This window comes from Comamonas sp. lk, assembly GCF_900564145.1.
GTDB lineage: Bacteria > Pseudomonadota > Gammaproteobacteria > Burkholderiales > Burkholderiaceae_C > Comamonas.
Genome location: NZ_UOOB01000002.1, coordinates 54,518 through 77,936, shown reverse-complemented (window position 1 = coordinate 77,936; position 23,419 = coordinate 54,518). Strand labels below are relative to the sequence as shown.

Below are 23,419 nucleotides of genomic sequence, written 5' to 3'. Positions count from 1 at the left end.
CATGCATGGATCATCTGTCTGGACTCTGGGGCTGCGCAATCTCTGGCGCGATATGCGTGCGGGCGAGCTGCGCCTGCTCATCGTGGCCGTGTTGCTGGCCGTGGCGGCGCTGACCTCGGTCGGGTTTTTTGCCGACCGCCTGCAAGCCGGTTTGCAGCGCGATGCGCGCCAGCTGCTGGGCGGCGATGTGGTGGTGGTCAGCGACAACCCGGCGCCAGCCGCCTTTGTGGAGCAGGCCAAGGCCCAGGGTTTGCAGACCGTGGCCACCAGCAGCTTTCCCACCATGGCGCGGGCCGCGCAGGAGCGTGGCGGCAATATCAAGCTGGTGGCGCTCAAAAGCGTGGATCAGGGTTACCCGCTGCGCGGGCAGGTGAGCTTGAGCCAAGGTCCGGGTCAGGCTGAGCAGCCGGCCCAAGGCATTCCTGCCGCCGGCACGGTCTGGGTGGATGCGCCCTTGCTGGAGGCCCTGGGCCTGAAAGTGGGCGACGCCCTGCTGCTGGGCGACGGCAGCTTCACCATCAGCCACACCATAGCCATCGAGCCCGACAAGGGCGCGGGCTTTATGAGCTTTGCGCCGCGCGTGATGATCAACAGCGCCGACCTGCCGGCGACCCGGCTGGTGCAACCGGCCAGCCGCATCACCTACCGCCTGGCGGTGGCGGGCGACGGCAGTCGCAGCGGCGATGCTGCAGCGCAGCGCTATCTGGCCTGGGCGCAGGAGCAGGCCAAGACCGGCAGCCTTCACGGCCTGCGCATAGAGTCGCTGGAGAGCGGTCGCCCCGAGATGCGACAGACGCTGGACCGGGCCGAGAAATTTCTGAGTCTGGTGGCCCTGCTTGCCGCACTGCTGTCGGCCGTGGCCGTGGCGCTGGCGGCGCGCTCTTTTGCCAACAGCCATCTCGATGCTTCAGCCATGCTGCGCGTGCTGGGCCAAAGCCAGCGGCGCATTGCCGGGGCCTATACCGTGGAATTTGTGCTCGTTGCCCTGGCCGCCAGCGCCGCCGGCGTGCTGCTGGGCTGGGCGGTGCACCATGTGTTTGTCTGGTTGCTGGCCGGGCTTGTGGAGGCGGCCTTGCCTGCTGCCAGCATCTGGCCCGTGCTGTTCGGCATGGGCATGGGCCTGACCCTGCTGCTGGCCTTTGGCCTGCCGCCCGTGCTGCAGCTGGCGCAAGTGCCGCCGCTGCGCGTGATGCGCCGCGATCTGGGGGCGCTCAAGCCTGCATCGCTGCTGGTATTGACCGTGGGCGTGGCAGGCTTTGCGGCTTTGCTGATGGTGGTCAGCCGCGATCTCACCTTGGGGCTGATCGCCGTGGGCGGCTTTGCCGCCGCAGCCCTGGTGTTTGCAGGTCTGGCCTGGCTGGGCGTGAAGCTGCTGCGTCGTGTGGTCAACGAAAGCACGGCCCCGCGTTGGCTGGTGCTGGCCACGCGCCAGATCTCGGCGCGCCCGGTCTATGCCGTGGTGCAGGTCAGCTCCCTGGCCGTGGGCCTGCTGGCCCTGGTGCTGCTGGTGCTGCTGCGCACCGATCTGATTGCCAGCTGGCGCCAGGCCACGCCGGCCAATGCACCCAACCGCTTTGTGATCAATGTGCAACCCGAGCAGGCAAAGGATTTCAAGGCCGCCCTGGCCGCTGCCGGAGTGAAGAGCTATGACTGGTTTCCCATGATTCGCGGGCGGCTGATCGCCGTCAACGGCAAGGAAGTCAGCCCCGAGGACTTCAGCGAAGACCGTGCCAAGCGCCTGGTGGACCGGGAGTTCAATCTCTCCACCACGCCTGCCCAGCCCGAGCACAACCAGATCGTGGCGGGCCGCTGGACGCCTGGTGAGCAGGGCACGGTCAGCGTGGAAGACGGCATTGCCAAGACCTTGGGCCTGAAGCTGGGCGATATGCTGCGCTTCGATATCGGCGGCGAGCAGAACGAGGCCCGCATCACCAGCTTGCGCAAGGTGGACTGGAGTTCCATGCGCGCCAATTTCTTTGTGATCTACCCGGTGGAGCAGCTGGAGAACGTGGCCGTCACCTATCTGGCTGCCTACCGCGCCCCCGATGCGCCTGGCTTTGACAATGCGCTGGTTAACCGTTTCCCTAACGTCACCAATGTGGACCTGACCAGTACGCTGGCCCAGGTGCAGCGCGGGATGGATCAAGTCATTCGCGCGGTGGAATTTCTGTTTGGCTTCACGCTGGCGGCGGGCCTGGTCGTGCTGTTTGCTTCCGTCACCGGTACGCGCGAGGAGAGGGCGCGCGAGTACGCCATCATGCGTGCCGTGGGTGCAAGGGCTTCGCTGCTGCAGCAGGTGCAAAGCGCCGAGCTGGCGGGCGTGGGCCTGATGGCCGGCTTTCTGGCCAGCTGTGTGGCGCTGGCCGTGGGCTGGGCGCTGGCCCGTTGGGTGTTTGATTTTGAATGGAGCGTGCTGTGGTGGGTGCCGCTGGTCGGGGCGCTGGCCGGGGCATTGCTGGCCTGGCTGGCCGGCTGGTGGGCGCTGCGCGAGGTGCTGCAGCGGCCGGTGATGAGCACCTTGCGCCAGGCTGCGGAATAGGGTTTGCTATTGAATAAATAGCTTGATGCGCTTTATTAATAAGCAGTTGAGGCTGTTTTTATTCAAAATTGTCTTGCGTCAGCGCAGGAGTTGTGCTGCAACGCACAATCCTTGGCAACCGTATTTTTTGCCTCGATTACCCATGCAGATTGAAGAAAAGCCCCCGTTTGACACCCCCTATGAATGGATAGGCGGCGAAGAAAAAGTCCAGGCCCTGGTGGCGCGCTTTTACGACCTGATGGATCTGGAGCCAGCCTACAAGGAGCTGCGCGCCGCCCATGGCAGCACGCTAGACGATGCGCGGCAAAAGCTGTGCTGGTTTCTGAGCGGCTGGCTGGGTGGCCCCGACCATTACCAGGAACGCTTTGGCCACCCGCGCCTGCGCATGCGCCATATGCCGTTTTCCATCGGCATCCAGGAGCGCGACCAATGGGTGGCCTGCATGGATCAGGCCATGGGTGAAACCGGCGTGCCAGAAGCCTTGCGCACCAGACTCAAAGCCAGCTTCATGAATACCGCCGACTGGATGCGCAACCGCGGCGCCTGAAGTCGCTGACGCGCTCATCCGGCGCTGGCTATCATGCGCATACATTGATCAACGGGAGGGGCGGGGATGACTTCAACAACCATGGTGGTGTTGGCGATTGCGGTGCTGGTTCTGATCTGGGCGGTTGCTGTCTACAACCGCTTGCTCACCAGCAAGAACGAGGTTGAGAACGCTTTCGCCCAGATCGATGTGCAGCTCAAGCGCCGCCATGACCTGATTCCCAATCTGGTGGAAGTGGCGCGCGGCTATATGCAGCACGAGGCCCAGACGCTGGAGGCCGTGACCCGCGCCCGTGGCGAGGCCGTGGGTGCGGCAGACAAGGCACGCCAGCAGCCCGGTCAGGCCCAGGCCATGGGTGCGTTGATGGCCGCCGAGCAGGCGCTGGGCGGGCAGATGGGCCGGCTGATGGCGCTGGCCGAGGCCTACCCCAGCCTCAAGGCCGATGCGCGCATGCAGCAGCTGAGCGAGGAGATTGCCAGCACCGAAAACCGCATCGGCTTTGCGCGCCAGGCTTTCAACGATCAGGTGCTGGAGTTCAACAACCACTGCGGTCAGTTTCCCGATCTGATCGTGGCCCGTCTGGCGGGCTTTGTGCATATGGAGATGCTGGCCTCCACCCAGAGCGCGCAGGAGCGTCTGGCGCCCCAGGTCAAGTTCTAAACCTCGTGAAGTTCTGGGAACGACAACGCCAGGCCAGGCGCAGCACGCGCTGGCTGCTGATGGCGTTTGCCCTGTGCGTGCTGGCCGTGGTGGCATCGGTGCATTTCGGTCTGATGCTGGCCTGGTGGCTGGGCACCCGGCTGCTGGGCGGCTGGGACTATCCGGCCGGTTTTGCGGCCGTCAATGTGGGGGTGACCTTGCTGCTGGTTCTGGGCGGCTGGTGGGTGGAGACCGATCAGCTGCGCAGCGGCGGGCGCAAGCTGGCGGTACGGGTGGGTGCGCGCCAGGCCCAGCCCGGCGGCTCGCTGGCCGAGCAGCAACTGTGCAACATCGTGGCCGAGATGTGTATTGCCGCCCGGCTTTCGCCGCCCCAGGTCACGGTGCTGGCGCGCACCCAGGCCATCAACGCTTTTGCTGCGGGCTGGGATGCCGAAGATGCCATCATCGCCGTGACCCAGGGCGCACTCGAACAACTGAGCCGCGAGGAAATGCAGGGACTGGTGGCACATGAGCTGTCCCATCTGCGCGAGGGCGATACCCGGCTCAACATGCAGCTGGCCGGCATGGTCTACGGGCTGGAGCTGATTCATAACTTCGGCCAGAGCATGCGTGAGCGCGACAGCGTTTTCACCCAGTGGTTTGGTGCCTTCATTCAGGCGGCCGGCTTTGTGGGTTGGTTTAGCGGCCAGTTACTGAAGGCTGCGGTCTCGCGCCAGCGCGAACATCTGGCCGATGCGCGTGCCGTGCAATGGACGCGCAGCAAGGACGGCCTGGGCGGCGTGCTGCGCAAGCTCATGACCCAGCGCCAGCTGGCCAGGCAGCAGTTCGGCAGTTGGCAGGCCGATGCCAGAAGCCATGTGGGCCTGGATCACCGCACGCTGCAGCACATGCTGCTGACGGAAACCCCGCACGCCAGCCGCCTGGAGGACTGGTTGGAGTCGCATCCTCCGCTGCAGGAGCGCGTGCGCCGCATCTATGGGCGCGATATGCAGGCCCTGCCTTTGCCGGTCAATACCGTGCCTCAGGGGCGATAGTTAAGAGGTTTTTGGACTCAAGCCCAATGGCTGTAAGCGATAGTAGCTATTAATATCGGAGTAATGCCTAGAAAAGCTGGCGTTTGCCGGGTTGCAGCAGCACGACCAGGGCGCCGGCTCCGCCTTCGGCCGGGCGGGCTTGTACAAAAGCCAGCACTTCTTTTTTCTGCACCAGCCAGCGCTGGACCTTGGATTTGAGCACCGGCATGCGGCCCGGCGAGCCCAGGCCTTTGCCGTGGACGATGCGCACGCAGCGTATGCCGGTGCGGTGCGACAGGCGTATGAACTGGCCCAGCGCCTCGCGGGCTTCGTCGGAGCGCAGGCCGTGCAGATCGAGCTGGCGCTGAATGCTCCACTGCCCGCCGCGCAGCTTGCGCGTGACTTCCAGCCCTATACCGGGGCGGCGAAAGCTCAGCTGGTCATCCACGTCCAGCAAGGTGCTGACGTCGAATTCGTCGCTCATGGCCTCGCGCAGCACGTTCTGCTCGTCCAGCACCAGTTGCAGCGGCAGCGGTGCCGGGGGCGGCACCTGAAAGCTCACGGCGTTGCGGGCGCGCAGCTGTTCGACCTTGCCAACGCTGAGCACAAACAGATTGCGCTCGCGCTCTTTGGCGGCGCGGGCCTGGGCCTGTGCCAGCGCCCGGGCCTCGGCATGTTCGCGGGCGAGCTTGAGCTGGCGCGAGATTCCGGCCAGATCCTGCAGGGAGCGGTGGGCGTGGATCACAGCAAGCCCTCCTCGGCCATGGACAGGGCCGCACCCGGCGCCACGATGACATGGTCAAGCACGCGCACGTCCACCAGGGCCAGAGCCGATTGCAGAGTTTGGGTCAGGGATTTGTCGGCAGCGCTGGCCTGCACGCTGCCGCTGGGATGGTTATGGGCCAGGATGACGGCGCCCGACTGGTGGTGCAGGGCGCGCAGCACCACTTCCCGGGGGTAGACCGAGGTCTGGGTCAGCGTTCCTCTAAACATCTCTTCCAGGGCTAGCAAACGGTTTTGACTATCAAGAAACAACACGGCAAATACTTCATGGGGCTTGGCGGCCAGATGCAGCTGCAGGAACTGCTTGACGGCCTCGGGCGAGGCAAACACGTCGCGCTCGCGCAGCGGCTGGGCCGTGGCGCGGCGGGCCAGCTCCAGCACGGCCATCAGCTCGGCGCGCTTGGCAGGGCCCAGGCCTTTGACGGCACCCAAATCCTGGTAGCTGGCGGCCAGCAGTCCGGCCAGCCCCCCGGCGCCCGGTAGCCTGAGCAGCTCATCGGCCAGCTGCAGCACCGTCTTGCCGGCCATGCCGGTGCGCAAAACAATGGCCAGCAGCTCGGCATCCGACAGCGCAGCCGCGCCCCGCTGCGCGAGTTTTTCGCGCGGCTGGCAATCTGCGGGCAGGTCTTTGATCGGCATGGGGCAATGGTGGGCGGCAATCCTTGGCACAGCTCACGGGGGCACAGAGGTTATAGGCTCGCTCTTACAATATGGGCCAGTTTATCGGGACTTTCATGACCACAAGCGCAACCCCTTCGGATCTGCCCGTCGTTCAGGCTGGCTCTTTTCTCACGCTGCACTACCGCCTGGCAGGCCCGGCCGGTGATGTGATCAATACCTTCAACGACAAGCCTGCCACGCTGTCGCTGGGTGCTGGCGAGCTCTCGCCCGCCATGGAAGATCAGCTGATCGGCCTGGTTGAAGGCGCGCACACCACCTTCGAGCTGCCCGCTGGCGCGGCTTTTGGCGAGCGCAATGCCGACATGATGCAGTGGGTGGCACGCAAGCTGATGAATGAGCTGGGCGATCCGCACGAGCAGTACACCGCCGGCGATGTGGTGCAGTTCCCCACGCCCGACGGCCTGGGCAGCTACGCAGGTGCCGTGGTGCAGGTGCGCGAAGACGGCGCCGTGCTGTTTGACTTCAACCACCCGCTGGCAGGCCAGCCGGTCACGTTTGAAGTGAAGCTGATCGGAGTGCTCTGAAGTGGTGGGCGCCAAGGAAATCCTGCTGGCCGAGCCGCGCGGCTTTTGCGCCGGCGTGGACCGGGCCATCGAGATCGTGGAGCGGGCGCTGGCCAAGTTCGGCGCCCCCATCTATGTGCGCCATGAGATCGTGCACAACACCTTTGTGGTCAACGATCTCAAGACCAAGGGCGCCATCTTTATTGAAGAGCTGGACGATGTGCCAGCGGGCGCTACCCTGGTGTTCAGCGCCCATGGTGTGAGCAAGGCCGTGCAGGAAGAGGCCAAGGCGCGTGGCTTTTCCATCTTTGACGCCACCTGTCCCCTGGTCACCAAGGTGCATGTGGAGGTGGCCAAGCTGGCCAAAGAGGGCTATGAGTTCCTCATGATCGGCCACAAAGGTCACCCCGAGGTGGAAGGCACCATGGGTCAGCTGTCCGAAGGCATTCACCTGGTGGAAGACGAGGCCGATGTGGCCACCGTGGCACCGCGCCAGACCGAAAAGCTGGCCGTGGTGACGCAGACCACCTTGAGCGTGGACGACGCCGCCGGCATCATGGCCGCCATCCGTGCCCGCTTTCCGCAGGTGCGCGAGCCCAAGCAGCAAGATATTTGCTACGCCACGCAAAACCGGCAGGACGCCGTCAAGGTGCTGGCGCCGCAGACCGATGTGCTGATCGTGGTGGGCAGCCCCACCAGCTCCAACAGCAACCGCTTGCGCGAGCTGGCCGACCGCCTGGGCACGCCCGCCTATATGGTGGACAACGCCGGCGAGCTCAAGGAAGAATGGTTTGTCGACGCCGCCCGCGTGGGCCTGACGGCCGGCGCTTCGGCTCCCGAGGTGCTGGTCAACGAGGTGATCGCCCGCATCAAGCAGCTGGGCGCGGTGGCTGTGCGCAAGATGGACGGCATTGAGGAAACCATCAAGTTCCCGCTGCCCAAGGGCTTGAAGATCGATGCGGCCACAGGGCTGGAGATCGAGGTGCGCAAGGCACCCGAGACCGGTCACTGAAACGCCAGAAAAAATTCATAGCGCCTTGCGCTGGTCTTGCATGGACTTTGAGTTGAAAACAATTCAGATCCGAGCAAAGGCTGGCGCAAGGCGCTTTGTTATTCATAGCAAGAATCCATTTTTAATCTCTCGATTGCGGCAGCTGCGCCACAGACCAAGCCCTTGAACGAGTGCCGGGTCCGGCCAGTCGCTCTAAAATCGCCCCCTATGCTCGACATTCAACTTCTCCGCAAAGATCTGGACTCGGTCGTCGCTCGACTGCTGACCCGCAAGAACCCTCAAGTCTTCCTGAATGTGGAAGTCTTCAAGGCGCTGGAATCGGAACGCAAGTCCATCCAGACGCGCACCGAGGAGCTGCAGTCCAAGCGCAATCAGCTGTCCAAGCAGATCGGCATGCTGATGGGCAAGGGCGAGAAAGACGCCGCCGAAGCCGCCAAGGCCGAAGTGGCCGCCCTGAAGACCGAGCTGGAACAATCGGCCACACGTCTGGAGCAGATCCAGACCGAGCTGCAAGCCATGCTGGTGGCCGTGCCCAATCTGCCGCATGAATCCGTGCCCGTGGGTGCCGATGAAACCGGCAACGTGCAGGTGCGCGCCTGGGGTACGCCCAAGACTTTCGACTTCGAAGTCAAGGATCACGTCGATCTGGGCACGCCCCTGGGTCTGGACTTCGAAGCCGGCGTCAAGCTGACCGGTTCGCGCTTTACCGTGATGCAGGGCCAGATTGCCCGTCTGCACCGCGCTCTGGCCCAGTTCATGGTCGATCTGCAGACCGAAGAGCACGGCTACACCGAATGTTATGTGCCCTATATCGTCAACAGCGATTCGCTCAAGGGCACGGGCCAGTTGCCCAAGTTTGAAGGCGATCTGTTTGCGGCCAACAAGGGCGGTCAGGATGCCGAGCCCGTGCCCGACACGGCGGCGCTCTACTTGATCCCCACCTCCGAAGTGCCGCTGACCAATCTGGTGCGCGACGAAGTGCTGGCCGAAGACCGTCTGCCCATCAAGCTGACGGCGCACAGCCCTTGCTTCCGTTCCGAAGCCGGCTCCGCAGGCCGCGACACACGCGGTCTGATCCGCCAGCACCAGTTCGACAAGGTCGAGATGGTGCAGGTCGTGCATCCCGAAAAGAGCTACGAAGCGCTGGAAGAAATGACGGGTCACGCCGAAGCCGTGCTGCAAAAGCTGGGCTTGCCTTACCGCGTGATGAGCCTGTGCACGGGCGATATGGGCTTTGGCGCGGCCAAGACCTATGACCTGGAAGTGTGGCTGCCTGCGCAAGACACTTTCCGTGAAATCAGCTCGGTCAGCAATTGCGAAGCCTTCCAGGCTCGCCGCATGCAGGCCCGCTTCAAGAATGCCCTGGGCAAGAACGAACTGGTGCACACCTTGAACGGTTCCGGTCTGGCCGTAGGCCGCACGCTGGTGGCTGTTTTGGAAAATTACCAGAACGCCGACGGCTCGATTACTGTGCCCGAAGCTCTGGTTTCGTACATGGGTGGCAAAACTTTGCTGAAGGCCTGATTTTTTAGGCTATAATCTCAGCTTCGACACAGGAGAGGTGGCAGAGTGGTCGAATGTACCTGACTCGAAATCAGGCGTAGTAGCAATACTACCGTGGGTTCGAATCCCACCCTCTCCGCCATATACGCCGTTTGCCATAGGCTCTCGGTTATAGCAAGGAAACCCGCTCACGCGGGTTTTTTTGTTTCTGCTCTCAAGTCATGAAAAAAGGCCCAAACCATCAGCTTGGGCCTTTTGCTTTTGCGCTCTCCTGCGCTGCAGCCTAGGGTTTGAGTGCGATAGCTAGCAGCACAAAGGCGGCCATCCAGGCGGTTTCCACGAGCAGCAGCAGAAACGGGCGCCAGCCCGCTTGTGCCAGCTGTTTGAACGAGGTCTTCATGCCCAGGGCCGCAATGGCCAGCACCAGACAGTTTTTGGACATATCGGTCAGCTGCAGCTGCAGCATGGCCGGCACCCAGCCCAGCGAGTTGACGCAGACCAGCGCCACGAACACCCACAAAAACCAGGGCACGAGTGGCGGCTTTTTTCCCGAGTGCTGCTCTTGCGCGGCTTCGCGCTGCTTTTTGAACAGAGCGGAGACCACGACCACAACCACAGCCAGCATGGATACGCGAAACAGCTTGACGATGGTGGCGTAGTCGCCCGTGGTCTGGTCGATGGTGTAGCCGGCACCCACCACCTGGGCCACGTCATGAATGCTGCCGCCGATGAAGAGACCAGCCATTTCGGGCGGCAGCCCCAGGGCGCGGGCAATCAGCGGGTACAGGACCATGGCGACCGTAGAGAGCACCGTCACCGTGACTACGACCATGAGGGTGAAGCGGTCGCTGTTCTTGTCGCGGGGCAGAACGGCCGAGATGGCCAGCGCTGCCGAGGCGCCGCAGATGGCCACTGCGCCGCCGGACAGAATGCCTTGCGGCCGTGTCATGCCCAGGCGCCTGCCGAGAAAGTAGCCGCAAAAAATGGTCGTCAGCACGGCGGCGATGACGATCAGGGCCGTGCTCCAGCCAAGGCCGGCAATCTGGGTGGCCGTGATGCGAGCGCCCAGCAGACCCACGCCCAGGCGCAGCACGGCGCGCGCGCAAAACTCGATGCCGGGCTTGGTTTTGGCGTCCTGGCTCAGAAAGTGAAAAGCCACGCCGAAGAACAGCGCATACAGCAGCTGCGGCCCGCCATGCAAGGTGGAGACAAAGGTCGCCGCCAGGGCAATCACGCCGGAGAGCGCGATGCCTGGCAACAGACCCAGATGCTGCAGCGCGCGCGGCGCTGGCTCCATCCGGGGCAGTGGGGCGCTGGCAGGGGCGTTGGCTTGTCCCATCACGACTCCTTGCCGGCCCGGGGTGCAGGGCTGGCAAGCACGGCCAGCGCACAGGAGGCAATGCGGCTGGCCACGGAGTCGGAGCGGCTGGTCAGCACAATCGGTACGCGCATGCCCAGCACCAGGCCTGCACATTCGGCATTGGCCATGTAGACCAGCTGCTTGTAAATCATGTTGCCAGCTTCGAGGCTGGGAACCAGCAGCACGTCGGGCCGTCCTGCGACGTCCGAGACTATGCCCTTGTTGTGAGCCGAATGCAGGGAGATGGCGTTGTCGTAGGCCAGCGGGCCGTCAAAAATGCCTCCGGTGATCTGGCCGCGGTCTGCCATCTTGCACAGGGCTGCGGCATCGATGGTGCCGGGAATGGCGGGGTTGACGGTTTCCACTGCCGAGAGCACGGCCACGCGGGGGCGCTCGATGCCTATGGCATGGGCCAGGTTCACCGCGTTCTGTGCGATGTCCCGCTTGTCCATCAGACTGGGGAAGATGTTGACCACGCAGTCCGTCATCAGCAAAGGGCGGTCGTAGCCGGGGATATCCATGACGAAGACATGACTGGCGCGGCAGTTGCCGCGCAGGCCTGCTTCGCGTGCCACGGCAGCGCCCAGCAGATCGTCGCTGTGCAGACTGCCTTTCATCAGGGCACTGGCCAGACCGTCGCGGCACAGGGCGGCTGCCTGGGCGGCGGCTGCCCGCGCATCGTCGGCGGTGGCATGAATTTCTGCGCCGGACAAATCCAGTCTGGCGGCTTTGGCTGCGGCTTCAATGCGATCTTGCGGGCCGACCAGCAGGGGCTTGATCAGACCGGTGTCGGCGGCCTGCATGGCGGCTTGCAGAGAGCCAGCATCGCAGGGGTAGGCCACGGCCACGGTGATGGGGCCTTTGGCTAGTGCGCGCTCTTGCAGTTGCTGAAGGTGGGGACGGGGCGTGGCAGTGGTCTCGGCGGCTGCCACGGCGAGGGAGGTGATGGATGCCATGGAGGTTCCTGTCGAAAGTCAGAAAAAAACCCCACGAAGTCGGACTCCGTGGGGTTGCCTGGTTTAGACGTAGTCTTTGTACTTTTCCAGCAAGCGCACGGGCTTGGCCAAAGCGTCGCGGCGGAACGGATCGCCCAGTTCGCGGGTGCACATGATTTCGATCACGCAGGTCTTGCCTTCATTCATCTGCATGTCGATGGCTTTTTGCAGAGCCGAGCCCACGTCCTCGATGTTGTCCACCACGATGCCTTCGGCACCCATGGCCTTGGCGATGTCGGAGAAGCTTTCGCTTTCCAGCTCGCCGGCCACAAAGCGGCGGTTGTAGAAGTCCACCTGGTTCTTCTTTTCCGCACCCCACTGGCGGTTGTGGAACACCACGGCGGTGACGGGAATGTCGTGGCGCACGGCGGTCATGATTTCCATCATGCTCATGCCCCAGGCGCCGTCACCGGCGTAGGCGATGGCTGGACGCTCGGGGGCTGCGCACTTGGCACCGATGATGGTGGGCAGGGCGTAGCCGCAGTTGCCAAAGCTCATGGGAGCGAAGAAGCTGCGTGGCTCGTCAAAGCGCAGATAGCTGTTGGCCACCGAGTTGATGTTGCCGATGTCGGTAGACACCATGGCGCGTGCCGGCATGGCTTTTTCCAGCTCACGCAGCACTTGGCGGGGGTGCAGATAGGTACCGCCGGTAGGTGTGCGCTCGTTCTTGGCCTCTTCAATCATGTCCAGGCTGTAGGGGTCGCGCTCGTGGGTCCACTCGTCGAGTTCCTTTTCCCAGGCATGCTTTTCGGATGCAATGGTGTCGGCACGTGCGGCCTTGGTCGCGTCGCAGTTCAGCGTCACATTCGCCAGGCGCTTGGTCAGCTCGGCCGCCACGGCCTTGGCATCGCCATTGATGCCCACGGAGATCTTCTTGACCAGACCCAGATTGGTGTGGTCGGCTTCGACCTGGATGATCTTGGCCGTCTTGGGCCAGTAGTCCATGCCGTGCTGGGGCAGGGTGCCGAAGGGACCCATGCGCGAGCCCAGTGCAATCACCACGTCGGCCTGGGCGATCAGCTTCATGGCTGCCTTGGAGCCCTGGTAGCCCAGAGGGCCGGCCCACAGCGGATGCTTGGCGGGGAAGGCGTCGTTACGCAGATAGCCGGTTGCCACGGGAGCGCCCAGACGTTCGGCCAGTTGCTGTGCTTCCTGCACGGCATCGCCCATCACCACGCCGCCACCGGCCAGGATCACGGGGAACTTGGCGGTCTTGAGCAGCTCCACGGCAGCCTGCAGGCTTTGCTCGCCGCCATGGCCGCGGTCCACACGCATGGGCTTGGGAATCTCGCACTCGATTTCGCCGTAGAAATAGTCACGGGGAATGTTCAGCTGGGTGGGGCCCATTTCGGACATGGCGCGGTCAAACACGCGGCCCGTGAACTCGGCCATGCGCTTGGGGTTGCAGACATGACCCTGGTACTTGGTGAACTCCTGGAACATGGGCAATTGATTGGCTTCCTGGAAGCCGCCCAGACCCATGCCCATGGTGCCGGTTTCGGGAGTCACGATCACGACCGGGCTGTGCGCCCAGAACGCTGCGGCAATGCCGGTAACACAGTTGCTGATGCCGGGGCCGTTCTGGCCGATCACCACGCCATGGCGACCGGAGACGCGGGCATAGCCGTCAGCCATGTGGGCTGCACCTTGCTCGTGCACCACGGGGATGAGGCGAATGCCTGCAGGAGCAAAGATGTCCATGGCGTCCATGAAGGCCGAGCCCATGATGCCGAACATCTCGCTGACGCCATTGGCGACACAGGTCTCCACGAATGCTTCAGAAGGGGTCATCTTTTGAACGCCTTCAACCACCTTACGATTGTCAGTAGCAGCCATCTTTGTCTCCTTTGAAAATTTGGAACTTATCGTTTCGAAAAAAGAAATCGCAATGCCAGTTTAGGGCATTTCTTTGCTTGGTTGCAAATAAATTTCTTTTTTCGGAATAAATTGACTCGAAAAATGGAAATTACTATGATCGATGAAGATATGAAGAACAGCGAAGAAACCAACTCGGCTCGCCTTGACGGAGACACGCCCAACCTGCGTTTGTTTGCGTTGCTGGAAGCCGTTGCCCAGAAAAACGTGCCTTTCACCCTGCAAACCATGGTGGAAGAGACGGGTCTGCCCAAGCCGACAATGCACCGCATGCTTTCCCAGTTGGAAAGCGCCGGCATCCTGCAGAGAGACGGCAATGGACGTCACTACGGCACGGGTCAGCGCCTGATGCGTCTGGCGGAAAGCGTGTTGCTCAACAACACCACGCACGGCGCGCGGCATGCGGTGCTGACCCAGCTGGTGCACGAGCTGGGCGAGAGCTGCAACATCACCGCTTTCTCGGGCAGCGAGGTCTTGTATCTGGACCGTGTGGAGACGCCGGCCCCGCTGCGTTTTTATCTGCACCCGGGCTCGCGCGTGCCGGCGCACTGCTCGGCCACGGGCAAGCTGTTCCTGAGCCAGATGGCGCTGGCGCAGCGCCGCAGGCTGCTGTCCAACGTGCCGCTGGAAGCCTTCACCGGCAACACCTTGACGACTTTCGAGGCCTTGGAGCAGGAGCTCGAGCAGGTGCGCGAACAGGGCTATGCATTTGATAACGAAGAGTTTCTGCCGGGATTGCTGTGCCTGGGCGTGCTGGTACCGGCACCCAATGGCAGTTCCAACATGGGCCTTGCCGTGCAGGCTCCCATCATGCGTTTTTCCAAGGAGAAAGCCCTGTCCTTTCTCCCCAAGCTGCAGGCGGCCGTCGCGGCGATCGCCCGCATCAATGATGAAATTTCACCGGAAGCCGACGATGACTGACCTGAGCTTGCTGCAGCCCACCCGTACCGTGAGCGTGCGTGATGTTTTTGGCATTGATACGGACATGACCGTGCCTGCTTTCGCAGAGCGTACCGAGCATGTTCCGGCCATTGACACAGCCTACCGCCTGAACCCGCAAGTGACGCAAGCCATTTTGGCGGGCTTCGCGCATAACCGGCGCGTAGTGATACAGGGGCTGCACGGCACAGGAAAATCCACGCATATAGAGCAGGTGGCTGCCCGGCTGAACTGGCCTTGCGTACGGGTGAATCTGGACGGCCATATCAGCCGTCTGGATCTGGTGGGCAAGGACACCATCGTGCTGCAGGAGGGCAAGCAGGTGACGCAGTTCCAGGAGGGCATTCTTCCCTGGTCCTTGCAGCGGCCCGTGGCCATTGTGTTTGATGAATACGATGCGGGCCGACCGGACGTGATGTTCGTCATCCAGCGCGTGCTGGAGCGCGAAGGCAGCTTCACCATGCTCGATCAAAAGCGGGTGATCCAGCCTCATCCGTATTTCCGCCTGTTTGCCACAATGAACACCCTGGGCCAGGGCAATCTCAACGGGCTCTATCACGGCACGCAACTGCTCAACCATGCACAGCTCGATCGCTGGAATCTGGTGACCAGCTTGAACTATCTGGCGCCTGCCGAAGAGGCCGCCATTGTGCTGGCCCGTGTGCCGGAGATGGATACGCCACAGGGGTGCAAGCGGGTGGACGCCATGGTGGCGCTGGCCGGCCTGACGCGCAGGGGTTTCTCGGTGGGAGATCTGTCCTTGCTGATGTCGCCACGTTCGGTGATTACCTGGGCCGAGAACATTTCCATCTTCAATGATCTGAAACTGGCGTTCGAGCTGTCTTTCCTCAACAAATGCGAGCCTGCCGAGCGCGCCATCGTGACCGAGTATTTTCAGCGTTGCTTTGGCCAGGAACTGGCACGGACCGAGGAGCCTGCTCTGGCGTTCCTGCATGAGCACTGAAACGCCAATCTCTGCTTCGCAGTCCCAGATGGAAGCCTGGGGTGGAGCCATGCTGCGCGCCATGACCGGTGACGACTCGCTGCAATGGAGCGGGCAAACGCTTTATCGCGGCACCAATCCCTTGCCTCAGCTTGCGGCACACCACAGCGATGTGCCGCTGCTTCAGACGGATCAGCGTGGTTTGCTGGACAGCATGGGCTTGCGCCTGCATTTGAGCGACGAGGCCTTGCACCAACAGCAGTTGCCCAAGGACCCGGTAGAGCGCATGGTGTTCGAGCTGCTGGAGCAGTTGCGGGTCGAGAGTCTGGTGCCCGAGGCCTGGCCCGGCGCGCGCGAGAATATGCGCCAGCGCTTTTTGCACTGGTGCCAGGCCTTTATGGATTCCGGCCTGACGGAAAGCAGTCTGGGCATCTTGCTGTTCACGGTGGCCATCACGGCCTGGAGCCGGCTGACAGGCCATGAAATACCGGAGAGCATGGGCGATCTGGTGGAGTCCACCCGCCTGTCCATGTCCACGCAACTGGGGTCGCAATGGGTTCAGTTGCGGCGCCTGCGGGAGCAGCAGCGGCAGTTTGTTGTGCCTGCCTTGGCGGTCAGCCGCTGGGTGGGACAGGCCGTGCGCGCAGCGCAGGAAGAGGCTCCTCGTGGTGCGGGCGGCCCCAAGCGACGCGGTAACTTCGCTTTGCCGCTGCATTTTGAATCTCAGAGCCTGGATGAGCTGCCTATGGCTCAAAGCGGCGACAGCCGGGCCTGGGCCAGCACAGCGCAAAGCTACCGGGTTTTTACGCGCGAATTTGATCGGGAGGTCGCGGCCAGTGAATTGATACGCGCGGTGCAGCTGGCGCAATTTCGAGAACAGATGGATGAGGAGCTGGCCCGCTCCGGCTTGCAGCATGCAGGACGGCTGGCGCGCTATCTGCAGCAGCGTCTGGCAACTTCGCAGCGCGACGGCTGGAAGTTTGCGCAGGAAGAAGTTTATCTGGAAGGCAACCGCCTGTCCCAGCTGGTCACGGATCCCCAGCAGCGGGCCATTTTCAAGGACGAAATGCAGCGCCCGCTCAACGAGACGGCCGTCACCATTCTCATGGACTGCTCAGGCTCGATGAAAGCGTACGCCAAGCCCCTGTCCTTGCTGCTGGATGTGCTGGGCCGGGCCCTGGAGATGGCAGGTGTGGCGGTGGAGATACTGGGATTTTCCTCTCAGGCCTGGAATGGAGGCCGAGCGCGCAAGCAGTGGCAGCGCGCCGGGCGGCCGGAATTTCCGGGTCGCCTCAATGAGCGCCTTCACATTGTCTTCAAAGATGGTGCCAAGCCCTGGCGTCATGGCCGCCATGGTGTGGCCGCCCTGCGCAAACCCGATATCTTTCGCGAAGGGATTGACGGTGAAGCGGTGGAATGGGCCTGCCAGCGGCTGATGACGCGCTCCACCAGGCGGCGCATTTTGCTGGTGATCTCGGATGGTTGCCCCATGGACACGGCAACGCATCAGTGCAACGACGAGCACTATCTGGATCAGCACCTGAGGCAAGTGCTGGCCGCGCAAGAGCGCATAGGGGATGTGAAGGTTTGCGCCTTGGGTGTCGGCCTGGACCTGGGCGTGTTCTACCGTCAACGGTTGGCCATCGATTTGCACCAGGACATCGACGAGGCTTTGCTGTTCTCGGTGGCCGAGTTGCTGTGCAAACGATGAAAGAGATGGATAGAGCTATCCAGCTCTTTAGCTGAGCCGGCAGGCGGCTGGCGCCCTTGAATCCAAGCCATCAAAGCGAGAAATCGCACTGCCTGGGGCAAATCTGCTTGTGAAACCGCCCCCGGCAGAGGCACTGGCGGGGGCGGTTTCACATGGTGCAAGCACCAAGCTTACATGCGTCCCTTCCATGGAACCAGACGCTTTTCTACCCAGCGCATGAACAGGTCGAAAACATAGGCAATCACTCCGATAACGATGATGCCCATGATCACGATGTCGGTGCGCAGGAAGTTCGAGGCGTTCAGCACCATCTGACCCAGGCCCACGTTCGCCGCCACCATTTCAGCGGCCACCAGAGTCGTCCAGCCAAAGCCGATGGCGATGCGCATGCCCACCAGAATGTCCGGCAGTGCGGCCGGCAGGATCACGTGGCGGATCACTTGCAAGTAGCTTGCGCCCATCGAATACGCGGCATTGATTTGCTCCTGTGCCGCGCTGCGCATGCCCGAGCGCGCCGCCAGAGCCAGCGGGGCGAAGCAGCTCAGGAAGATCAACAGAATTTTCGGTGTTTCATCGATGCCGAACCAGATGATGATCAGTGGCAGATAGGCCAGCGGCGGCAGCGGACGGTAGAACTCGATGGGTGGATCGAAGATGCCGCGTGCGACGCGTGACATGCCCATCGCAATGCCCAGCGGCACGGCAATGATGAAGGCCAGCCAGAAGGCCACGGTCACGCGCAACAGACTGGCGGAGAAGTGCTGCCACAGCGGTTTGTCGTTGGCCTGCCCGGTCAGATATTCATAGAACTGCTGGAAAACCGCCTGTGGACTGGGCAGGAACAAAGGCTTGACCCAGCCGAGATTGGTGGCCGCGAACCACAGTGCCAGCAGCACGATCACGGTGACTATGCTGATGCCCACGCTGGAGCCTTCGCCAGGGACCTTGAAGCGGCTGGTTTTCACCGGTCCCGATGCCTGTGCCGTCGGTGCTTTGGGTTGCGCGCGCGCTGTCGTGGGGGGCAGATGGTTCATTTGGACTGCTTCAGACATTTGCAGGCTCCCTGTGGTGGATCAGACTCAGAACTTCTTCGCGCATCCGGATGAAGTCAGGGCGCGATTTGACAGCACGGGCATCGCCGGTGCGCAGAAATTCATGACAGAACGGCATGTCGTCGTAGACATGCGAGATGCGCCCTGGGCTGGGGCTCATGACGATCAGGCGGCTGGCCAGAAACAGGGCCTCTTCCACCGAGTGGGTGATGAAGAACACCATCTTGTTGGTGGCCTTCCATACCCGCAGCAGAATTTCCTGGACCTGCTCGCGCGTGAAAGCGTCGAGTGCGCCCATGGGTTCATCCATCAGCAAAAGTGCGGGGTCGTTGGCCAGCGCTCGGGCAATGCCCACGCGTTGTTGCATGCCGCCAGACAGTTCATACACGGCGCGCTGGGCGTATTTCTCCAAACCGACCAGGCCCAATTTTTCCTGTGCGATCTGCGTGCGTTTTTTCAGGTCCATGCCGCGCATGCGCAAGCCCAGTGCGACGTTGTCGATCACATTGAGCCATGGCATCAGCGCATGTTTTTGAAATACGACGCCTTGATTGGCACCCGGGCCTTGAATGGGTTTTCCGTCCAGCAGGATCTGGCCGCTGGAAGGCGCCAGAAATCCGGCCATGCAGTTGAGCAAAGTTGTCTTGCCGCAGCCTGAGGCGCCGAGTGCCACCACAAAGTCGCCTTCATGCATGGTCAGGTTCACGGGAGCCAGGGCTTGCAAATGCCCACCCTTGACCTCGTAATTGACGGTCAGGTCGCGTATATCCAGAGTCGGCATGAGAGTGCCTTCCAAAGAGAAATAAAGCAGGAATTCACGACGGTGTGATTACCGCTGCCGGCCGTCGTGAGTGGGTTCGGGCAATTAGCGGCCTAGCGCCTTTTTGACATAGCTGTTGGTCACGAACACGGCATAGTCGGGCTTGATTTCCTGAATGCGGCCCTGCTGCTTCAGAAAGGTTGCGGTGTTGGTCATGGCCTTGGCTGCACCGCCTTCCAGCCATTGCGCGCTGAGCTGCTCTTCTGCACTGGGGAAGCGGTAAAGCGCCATGGCCGCAGGCACGTCCTTGGGATCGGCTTTGCTCCATTTGGCAATGGCCTTGATTTCGGGCGACTCGGGTGTCCACTTGGCCAGGTTGTCACGTACCTGGGCGCTGGCGCGATTCAGAGCCTTGGCGAAGGCCACCATGAATTGGGGATTTTCCTGAGCGAACTTGGTGCTGACGGCAATGCCTTCGAAGGTGGGGTAGCCCATCTGCGCAATGCTGCCGGAGGTAGCAATCACCTTGCCCTTTTGCTTGACCTTGGCCAGTACCGGATCCCAGACAAAAGTGCCATCGATATCGCCACGCTCCCAGGCGGCAGCAATCTCTGGCGGGCGCATGTTCATGATGTTGACCTTGCGCGCATCCACGCCTTCTTTTCCAAGCGCTGCGATCAGCTGGTAGTGCGCGGTGGAGACGAATGGCACGCCGATGCGTTTGCCTTCCATGCTTTTGAAGTTGCTAATGCCGCCGCCATCGCGCGCCACCAGCGCTTCCGCGCTGGCAATGTCTGCTGAGATCCATAGAAGCTTGATGTCCTGTCCCTGGCTGGCCGCTGCCGTGAGTGGGCTGGAGCCTACCTCTCCCATCTGCACATCGCCCGAGGCCATGGCCCGGATCACGTCGCCGCCGCCCGAGAACATGCGCCAGTTGATCTTGTAGCCCGTTTCCTTTTCCACTTCGCCGGATTCCATGACCAGACGCAGCGGCACCAACATGTCCTGGTTGGCGAAGGTCACTGTCTTTTGTTGTGCAAGCACGGGACCGGCCAAAGCCAGTGCTGTCATTGCAATACCTGCTTTCAGCACCAATCGTTTCTGCATTCTCATTGTCAATTTCTCCATTTTTAGAACGAAATCCGTTGAATATCTCGACCGGAAAATCCCGTGTTGCCGCCGCTCTTGCTGTCTTGTTTTCGTATTTCCTTTTTTGCTGAACCGTTTGAAAGCTTCTCATGAAGTGCAAAGAGGCTTTCTCAGCGGATCGTAGTGAGCAACGCTGTTCAGCCAGTAGGGCCAGTTGATGTCAATCGTTAGGTCCAGTGCCTGCAGGCATGGTGTTTGGTTGAAGAAATGTGAGCTCAATGCTCCTGCATTCCGCACGTCTGTACGCCGCAAAGCCTTATGTGGTGCGGTTTCTGCAGAAACATGAGCTGTGCCTGTATTTGCTTTTTTGGATGTTTTTATGGACTTAGGTGTATTCACTGATCTGAATGGACGCGTTGAAGAACTGCGTGTTTCTGGGGCATTGAGGTTTGAAAAAACGCTGCACTGAACGCGCCGCAATATGCGTGCCAGAGATACGCGTTTGACTGCGTTTGAAACGTCAAATCCATAGCCAGAAGAGCCAACTGCATTTGCGGGGCGAAAAAAAGAGCACCTTCCTTGCGGAAAGTGCTCTTGATTTGCGCAGAGCCGAGTTGTGTTGGTCGGGATCAGTTCTTTTCGTCGTGCATGTGATACCAGTGGTAGAGGAAGCGCTGTCCCATGCGGCGAAATGGTGCAAACGCCTCAGAGCGCACTGTGTTGAACACGTTGGGATATTCGAGTGGCGAGTTGTAGATCGGCAGCTCAAAAGCCTTGAGGTTTTGGCCTGCAATACGCTGGGCCATGCGGCGGCCTGCGTGTGCGGAGAATGAGACACCGTTGCCGCCGTAGCCGACCGCATAGAAGATGCTTTCCTTAGGGTCGGGCTGGGTGATGCGCGGCATCATGTCGTGGCTTACGTCAACCCAGCCCCACCAGGAGTAATCCACCTGAATGCCCTTGAGTGCCGGGAACTTGTGGTGCAGGCCTTCGACCAGCTTGGCCATGTGGATAGGATTGGGCGCGTCCGCTCCCGTGATGGCGCTGCGGCTGCCGATCTGTACGCGGTTGTCCGGCAATTTGCGGTAGTAAAAGCGCAGGGTGCGGGTGTCGGTGATGACTTGCGTGGTCTTGAAGCTGGTGGCCGCCAGCTCTTCTTCCGTTAGCGGCCGGGTGACCAGCGAGTTCGAAAGAATCGGCATGATCTTCGAGTTCAGATTGCGGTGCAGACCGTTGCTGGTGTAGCCGCCGGTGGCAAAGCCGACGGCACGTGCCTTGACGGTGCCGCCCGGTGTTTTGAGGTAGTGCACGCCATTGCGTGATTCCATACCGATGACGGGGCTGGCAGGGTGTACTTTCACACCCAGTTCACGGGCCTTGCGCAGATAGCCGAAGGCCAGCTTGAGCGGGTGAACGCCGATGCCGTCGGGTTCATGCATGGCACCACGGCAATCGGCATCATCGACGTAATCGCGGCGGACTTCGTCAACGCTGAGCATGCGGGCGTCATAGCCGAAGACATCGCGCATGACGCGGGTCTCGTTGCGCAGGAAATCCATTTTTCTGTCGCGATGGGCAATGTACAAATGCCCGCCTGGCTGCGGCTCGCATTCGGGGAATTCCGCAACCAGCTTCTTGAAGGTGTCAAAGCCTTCGCGGATCTCGGCATCCAGCTTCAGGGCCACGTCCTTGCCCCAGCGTTCAACCCACTGTGAGCGGTAGAGACGACCGCTGGCATTCTGGCCCTGGCCGCCGTTGCGGCTGGTGCAGCCCCAGGCGGTCTGGTTGGCATCGAGAACCACGGCGCGGATGCCGTGCTCGCGGGCCAGAAAGAGGGCGGTGGACAAGCCCGTGAAGCCGGAGCCCACGATGACCACATCGGCCTCGATATCCTGGCAGATGGGGCCGTCATCTTCGGGGGGGCGGCCTGCCGTTCCCACCCAATAGGTCGGCGCGTAGTCGGTTCCGTGCCCTGGATTGGGGGCAACCAGAGGGTCGTACTGCGGATCGTAGGGACGCAGGAGGCTGGGGCGAATGTCCTCGGCTTTCATGGCGATTGTCTCCTTGTGTGGCAGCGCTTGAAGCGTCGCTCTATAGCTATGGAATTGAGGGAAGCAAAGCCAGTGCAGATGCCGTTGCAGGCCACTGCATGGAGTGATGAACGCAGCATAGCCAGCCCTTTGCGCTGCTTGTTAGGGCCACGGAACAGGTTTTGATGGAGCCAGAAGTGCGTGCTCTGTCATCTGGACCTAACGATTGGTAGGAACTGGTTCTAACGAGTCTGTGCGGCGGCTGCCTACCATGGGTCATCGATAACTCGATGATGCAGCGCTACACCCCAAGAAGTGCTGCCCTCAGACCCACCATCAGGAGACTCCATTGACCTTCCCCCAGCCTCAACCCGATGCCCAGTTTCTGGCGCGCTTTGCCGACGCCTGGAATCGCCACGATATCGACGCGCTGATGAGCTTCATGGCCGATGAATGCGAGTTCCATGCTGTGGCTGGCCCCGATTTGATGGGGCGCAGCTTTGTCGGGCGAGATGCGGTGCGCGAAGGATTTCAAATGGCCTGGCAGGCCTTTCCCGATGCCGCCTGGGTCGATGGAGAGCATTTTGTGCAAGGCGAACGCGGCGTCTCGGAGTGCACCTTCAAGGGAACCAAAGCCGATGGCCAGCGTGTGGAAGCGCGCATGGTCGATGTCTTCACTTTCCGCGACGGCAAGATTGCCATCAAGAATGCTTTTCGCAAGGACAGGCCAGCGATCGCTGCAAGCTGACTAGCGGCAGCAGAAGCAGCGTCTCGTGCAGCAGGTGTGGGAGAGTTTGAAAGCCGTGCGTCTGGCTTTGCTGCAAGCCTGCGCAGCGCTTTGGGGGCTGGCAAAACAGTACACATAGAAGTGAGCGCGGTGCCTGTTGCAACTGCGCGGCATTGTGCACGCTGCCAGCCTCATCCATGACCCATAGATCACACTCCTATGCTGTGAAAGAAATCGGCAGCCATGGCTGCGCCCTCGTGATATTCGCCGCGTGATGGCTTGCATGCTGTGCAGCCCCCTGGCCAATGCATGAACTTGACAAGCCATGCGTCAAGCCCCGATTGCTTTCTTCAAAACCTGCGCAAGCACCCGGCTGCGGGCACTGATTTTCTGAGCGCGTTCGTCTGCGATGACCGCACTGAGCGTGTTGACTTGCTCCTATCGTTTTCACCTAAATGACGACGAAGAAGCGGCCTTGGAAAATGCCCATACTCGGCTCCAAAAGAGGCTGCGAGAGACGTTGGTTCTCGCAGGAGAAGCAGCCTTTTCTCAAGCCGCTTTTTCGTAGATATTTTTCGCATGTGCTCACCGTGCTGCGCTCTTCATGGTCTGGCCTTGGACTTAACGATAGAGCCAGACTGGTTCTACGAAATATGGCCCGTGCTACCTACCATGGCTTATCGGAATTTCAGGCATT

General features: G+C 61.5%; 20 protein-coding genes and 1 tRNA gene. 12 read left to right on the top strand and 9 right to left on the bottom strand.

Annotated elements, in window-relative coordinates; translation table 11 throughout:
- The first annotated feature begins 1 nt into the window (after position 1).
- From EAO39_RS19125 to EAO39_RS19110, 4 genes are all read left to right on the top strand, one after another.
- Positions 2-2,539: an FtsX-like permease family protein gene (locus tag EAO39_RS19125; RefSeq protein ID WP_120971311.1), complete on the top strand. Its 2,538-nt coding sequence runs from the start codon at positions 2-4 to the stop codon at positions 2,537-2,539.
- A gap of 142 nt (positions 2,540-2,681) precedes the next feature.
- A complete protein-coding gene (locus EAO39_RS19120; protein ID WP_120971310.1) occupies positions 2,682-3,086 on the top strand; it encodes a group II truncated hemoglobin in 405 nt (134 codons plus the stop codon).
- 66 nt (positions 3,087-3,152) lie between these two features.
- Positions 3,153-3,746, top strand: coding sequence for a LemA family protein (locus tag EAO39_RS19115; RefSeq protein WP_120971309.1), 594 nt, complete (start codon positions 3,153-3,155; stop codon positions 3,744-3,746).
- Positions 3,747-3,751: 5 nt separating this feature from the next.
- A complete protein-coding gene (locus tag EAO39_RS19110; protein ID WP_120971308.1) occupies positions 3,752-4,780 on the top strand; it encodes a M48 family metalloprotease in 1,029 nt (342 codons plus the stop codon).
- Between the two features lie 67 nt (positions 4,781-4,847).
- Here the strand turns inward: EAO39_RS19110 and EAO39_RS19105 are convergent, their stop codons facing one another.
- Both EAO39_RS19105 and radC read right to left on the bottom strand, forming a co-directional pair.
- Entirely contained in the window at positions 4,848-5,504 is a 657-nt protein-coding gene (locus EAO39_RS19105; protein ID WP_120971307.1) for a Smr/MutS family protein, read from the bottom strand.
- Complete coding sequence (gene radC / locus EAO39_RS19100) at positions 5,501-6,181, bottom strand: DNA repair protein RadC (RefSeq protein ID WP_120971306.1); 681 nt, start codon at positions 6,179-6,181, stop codon at positions 5,501-5,503. The genes EAO39_RS19105 and radC overlap by 4 nt, the downstream gene beginning before the upstream one ends.
- Positions 6,182-6,276: 95 nt before the next feature.
- Between radC and EAO39_RS19095 the strand changes: the two genes are divergently transcribed.
- The 4 genes from EAO39_RS19095 to EAO39_RS19080 all read left to right on the top strand — a co-directional run bounded on the left by EAO39_RS19095 (position 6,277) and on the right by EAO39_RS19080 (position 9,383).
- On the top strand, positions 6,277-6,747 hold the full coding sequence (locus EAO39_RS19095) for an FKBP-type peptidyl-prolyl cis-trans isomerase (RefSeq protein WP_120971858.1): 471 nt from the start codon (positions 6,277-6,279) through the stop codon (positions 6,745-6,747).
- 1 nt (position 6,748) lies between these two features.
- Complete coding sequence (gene ispH / locus EAO39_RS19090; RefSeq protein WP_120971305.1) at positions 6,749-7,738, top strand: 4-hydroxy-3-methylbut-2-enyl diphosphate reductase; 990 nt, start codon at positions 6,749-6,751, stop codon at positions 7,736-7,738.
- Positions 7,739-7,945: 207 nt separating this feature from the next.
- The gene (gene serS / locus EAO39_RS19085) at positions 7,946-9,262 is read left to right on the top strand and encodes a serine--tRNA ligase (RefSeq protein WP_120971304.1); all 1,317 of its coding nucleotides are present in this window, start codon (positions 7,946-7,948) and stop codon (positions 9,260-9,262) included.
- Positions 9,263-9,293: 31 nt separating this feature from the next.
- A tRNA-Ser gene (locus EAO39_RS19080) sits at positions 9,294-9,383 on the top strand.
- Between the two features lie 141 nt (positions 9,384-9,524).
- Here the strand turns inward: EAO39_RS19080 and EAO39_RS19075 are convergent.
- The 3 genes from EAO39_RS19075 to xsc all read right to left on the bottom strand — a co-directional run bounded on the left by EAO39_RS19075 (position 9,525) and on the right by xsc (position 13,432).
- Positions 9,525-10,580 (bottom strand): putative sulfate exporter family transporter, encoded by a 1,056-nt coding sequence (locus EAO39_RS19075; RefSeq protein WP_240467126.1) that lies wholly within the window; start codon positions 10,578-10,580, stop codon positions 9,525-9,527.
- Positions 10,580-11,557, bottom strand: a complete 978-nt coding sequence (locus tag EAO39_RS19070; RefSeq protein WP_120971303.1) for a bifunctional enoyl-CoA hydratase/phosphate acetyltransferase — start codon at positions 11,555-11,557, stop codon at positions 10,580-10,582. The genes EAO39_RS19075 and EAO39_RS19070 overlap by 1 nt, the downstream gene beginning before the upstream one ends.
- Before the next feature lie 63 nt (positions 11,558-11,620).
- On the bottom strand, positions 11,621-13,432 hold the full coding sequence (gene xsc / locus EAO39_RS19065; RefSeq protein WP_120971302.1) for a sulfoacetaldehyde acetyltransferase: 1,812 nt from the start codon (positions 13,430-13,432) through the stop codon (positions 11,621-11,623).
- Positions 13,433-13,567: 135 nt separating this feature from the next.
- Here xsc and EAO39_RS19060 point away from each other — a divergent pair, with 135 nt between their 5' ends.
- Genes EAO39_RS19060 through EAO39_RS19050 form a run of 3 tightly spaced genes read left to right on the top strand, consistent with a single transcriptional unit; the run spans position 13,568 to position 17,064 of the window.
- Positions 13,568-14,392 (top strand): IclR family transcriptional regulator, encoded by an 825-nt coding sequence (locus EAO39_RS19060; RefSeq protein ID WP_120971301.1) that lies wholly within the window; start codon positions 13,568-13,570, stop codon positions 14,390-14,392.
- Positions 14,385-15,374: an AAA family ATPase gene (locus EAO39_RS19055; RefSeq protein ID WP_120971300.1), complete on the top strand. Its 990-nt coding sequence runs from the start codon at positions 14,385-14,387 to the stop codon at positions 15,372-15,374. Before EAO39_RS19060 ends, EAO39_RS19055 begins: the two co-directional genes overlap by 8 nt.
- The gene (locus tag EAO39_RS19050; RefSeq protein WP_120971299.1) at positions 15,364-17,064 is read left to right on the top strand and encodes a cobalt chelatase; all 1,701 of its coding nucleotides are present in this window, start codon (positions 15,364-15,366) and stop codon (positions 17,062-17,064) included. Before EAO39_RS19055 ends, EAO39_RS19050 begins: the two co-directional genes overlap by 11 nt.
- A 170-nt stretch (positions 17,065-17,234) precedes the next feature.
- Here EAO39_RS19050 and EAO39_RS19045 read toward each other — a convergent pair whose 3' ends face one another.
- The 4 genes from EAO39_RS19045 to EAO39_RS19030 form a co-directional block, all read right to left on the bottom strand.
- Entirely contained in the window at positions 17,235-18,116 is an 882-nt protein-coding gene (locus EAO39_RS19045) for an ABC transporter permease subunit (protein ID WP_120971298.1), read from the bottom strand.
- Entirely contained in the window at positions 18,109-18,897 is a 789-nt protein-coding gene (locus EAO39_RS19040; RefSeq protein ID WP_120971297.1) for an ATP-binding cassette domain-containing protein, read from the bottom strand. Before EAO39_RS19040 ends, EAO39_RS19045 begins: the two co-directional genes overlap by 8 nt.
- An 84-nt stretch (positions 18,898-18,981) precedes the next feature.
- Positions 18,982-19,989 (bottom strand): taurine ABC transporter substrate-binding protein, encoded by a 1,008-nt coding sequence (gene tauA / locus EAO39_RS19035; protein ID WP_120971296.1) that lies wholly within the window; start codon positions 19,987-19,989, stop codon positions 18,982-18,984.
- Positions 19,990-20,594: 605 nt separating this feature from the next.
- Positions 20,595-22,016: an FAD-binding oxidoreductase gene (locus EAO39_RS19030; RefSeq protein ID WP_120971295.1), complete on the bottom strand. Its 1,422-nt coding sequence runs from the start codon at positions 22,014-22,016 to the stop codon at positions 20,595-20,597.
- A gap of 328 nt (positions 22,017-22,344) precedes the next feature.
- On the opposite strand from EAO39_RS19030, the gene EAO39_RS19025 reads away from it, so the two are divergent.
- Entirely contained in the window at positions 22,345-22,743 is a 399-nt protein-coding gene (locus tag EAO39_RS19025) for a nuclear transport factor 2 family protein (protein WP_120971294.1), read from the top strand.
- Positions 22,744-23,419: the final 676 nt, after the last annotated feature.

What these genes read in the sequence shown, in the direction of transcription:
- EAO39_RS19125 (WP_120971311.1), top strand. Translation starts at nt 2, where the DNA reads ATGCATGGATCATCTGTCTGGACTCTGGGGCTGCGCAATCTCTGGCGC.
- EAO39_RS19120 (WP_120971310.1), top strand. Translation starts at nt 2,682, where the DNA reads ATGCAGATTGAAGAAAAGCCCCCGTTTGACACCCCCTATGAATGGATA.
- EAO39_RS19115 (WP_120971309.1), top strand. Translation starts at nt 3,153, where the DNA reads ATGACTTCAACAACCATGGTGGTGTTGGCGATTGCGGTGCTGGTTCTG.
- radC (WP_120971306.1), bottom strand. Translation starts at nt 6,181, where the DNA reads ATGCCGATCAAAGACCTGCCCGCAGATTGCCAGCCGCGCGAAAAACTC.
- EAO39_RS19095 (WP_120971858.1), top strand. Translation starts at nt 6,277, where the DNA reads ATGACCACAAGCGCAACCCCTTCGGATCTGCCCGTCGTTCAGGCTGGC.
- serS (WP_120971304.1), top strand. Translation starts at nt 7,946, where the DNA reads ATGCTCGACATTCAACTTCTCCGCAAAGATCTGGACTCGGTCGTCGCT.
- EAO39_RS19075 (WP_240467126.1), bottom strand. Translation starts at nt 10,580, where the DNA reads ATGGGACAAGCCAACGCCCCTGCCAGCGCCCCACTGCCCCGGATGGAG.
- EAO39_RS19070 (WP_120971303.1), bottom strand. Translation starts at nt 11,557, where the DNA reads ATGGCATCCATCACCTCCCTCGCCGTGGCAGCCGCCGAGACCACTGCC.
- xsc (WP_120971302.1), bottom strand. Translation starts at nt 13,432, where the DNA reads ATGGCTGCTACTGACAATCGTAAGGTGGTTGAAGGCGTTCAAAAGATG.
- EAO39_RS19060 (WP_120971301.1), top strand. Translation starts at nt 13,568, where the DNA reads ATGATCGATGAAGATATGAAGAACAGCGAAGAAACCAACTCGGCTCGC.
- EAO39_RS19055 (WP_120971300.1), top strand. Translation starts at nt 14,385, where the DNA reads ATGACTGACCTGAGCTTGCTGCAGCCCACCCGTACCGTGAGCGTGCGT.
- EAO39_RS19050 (WP_120971299.1), top strand. Translation starts at nt 15,364, where the DNA reads ATGAGCACTGAAACGCCAATCTCTGCTTCGCAGTCCCAGATGGAAGCC.
- EAO39_RS19045 (WP_120971298.1), bottom strand. Translation starts at nt 18,116, where the DNA reads ATGTCTGAAGCAGTCCAAATGAACCATCTGCCCCCCACGACAGCGCGC.
- EAO39_RS19040 (WP_120971297.1), bottom strand. Translation starts at nt 18,897, where the DNA reads ATGCCGACTCTGGATATACGCGACCTGACCGTCAATTACGAGGTCAAG.
- tauA (WP_120971296.1), bottom strand. Translation starts at nt 19,989, where the DNA reads ATGAGAATGCAGAAACGATTGGTGCTGAAAGCAGGTATTGCAATGACA.
- EAO39_RS19030 (WP_120971295.1), bottom strand. Translation starts at nt 22,016, where the DNA reads ATGAAAGCCGAGGACATTCGCCCCAGCCTCCTGCGTCCCTACGATCCG.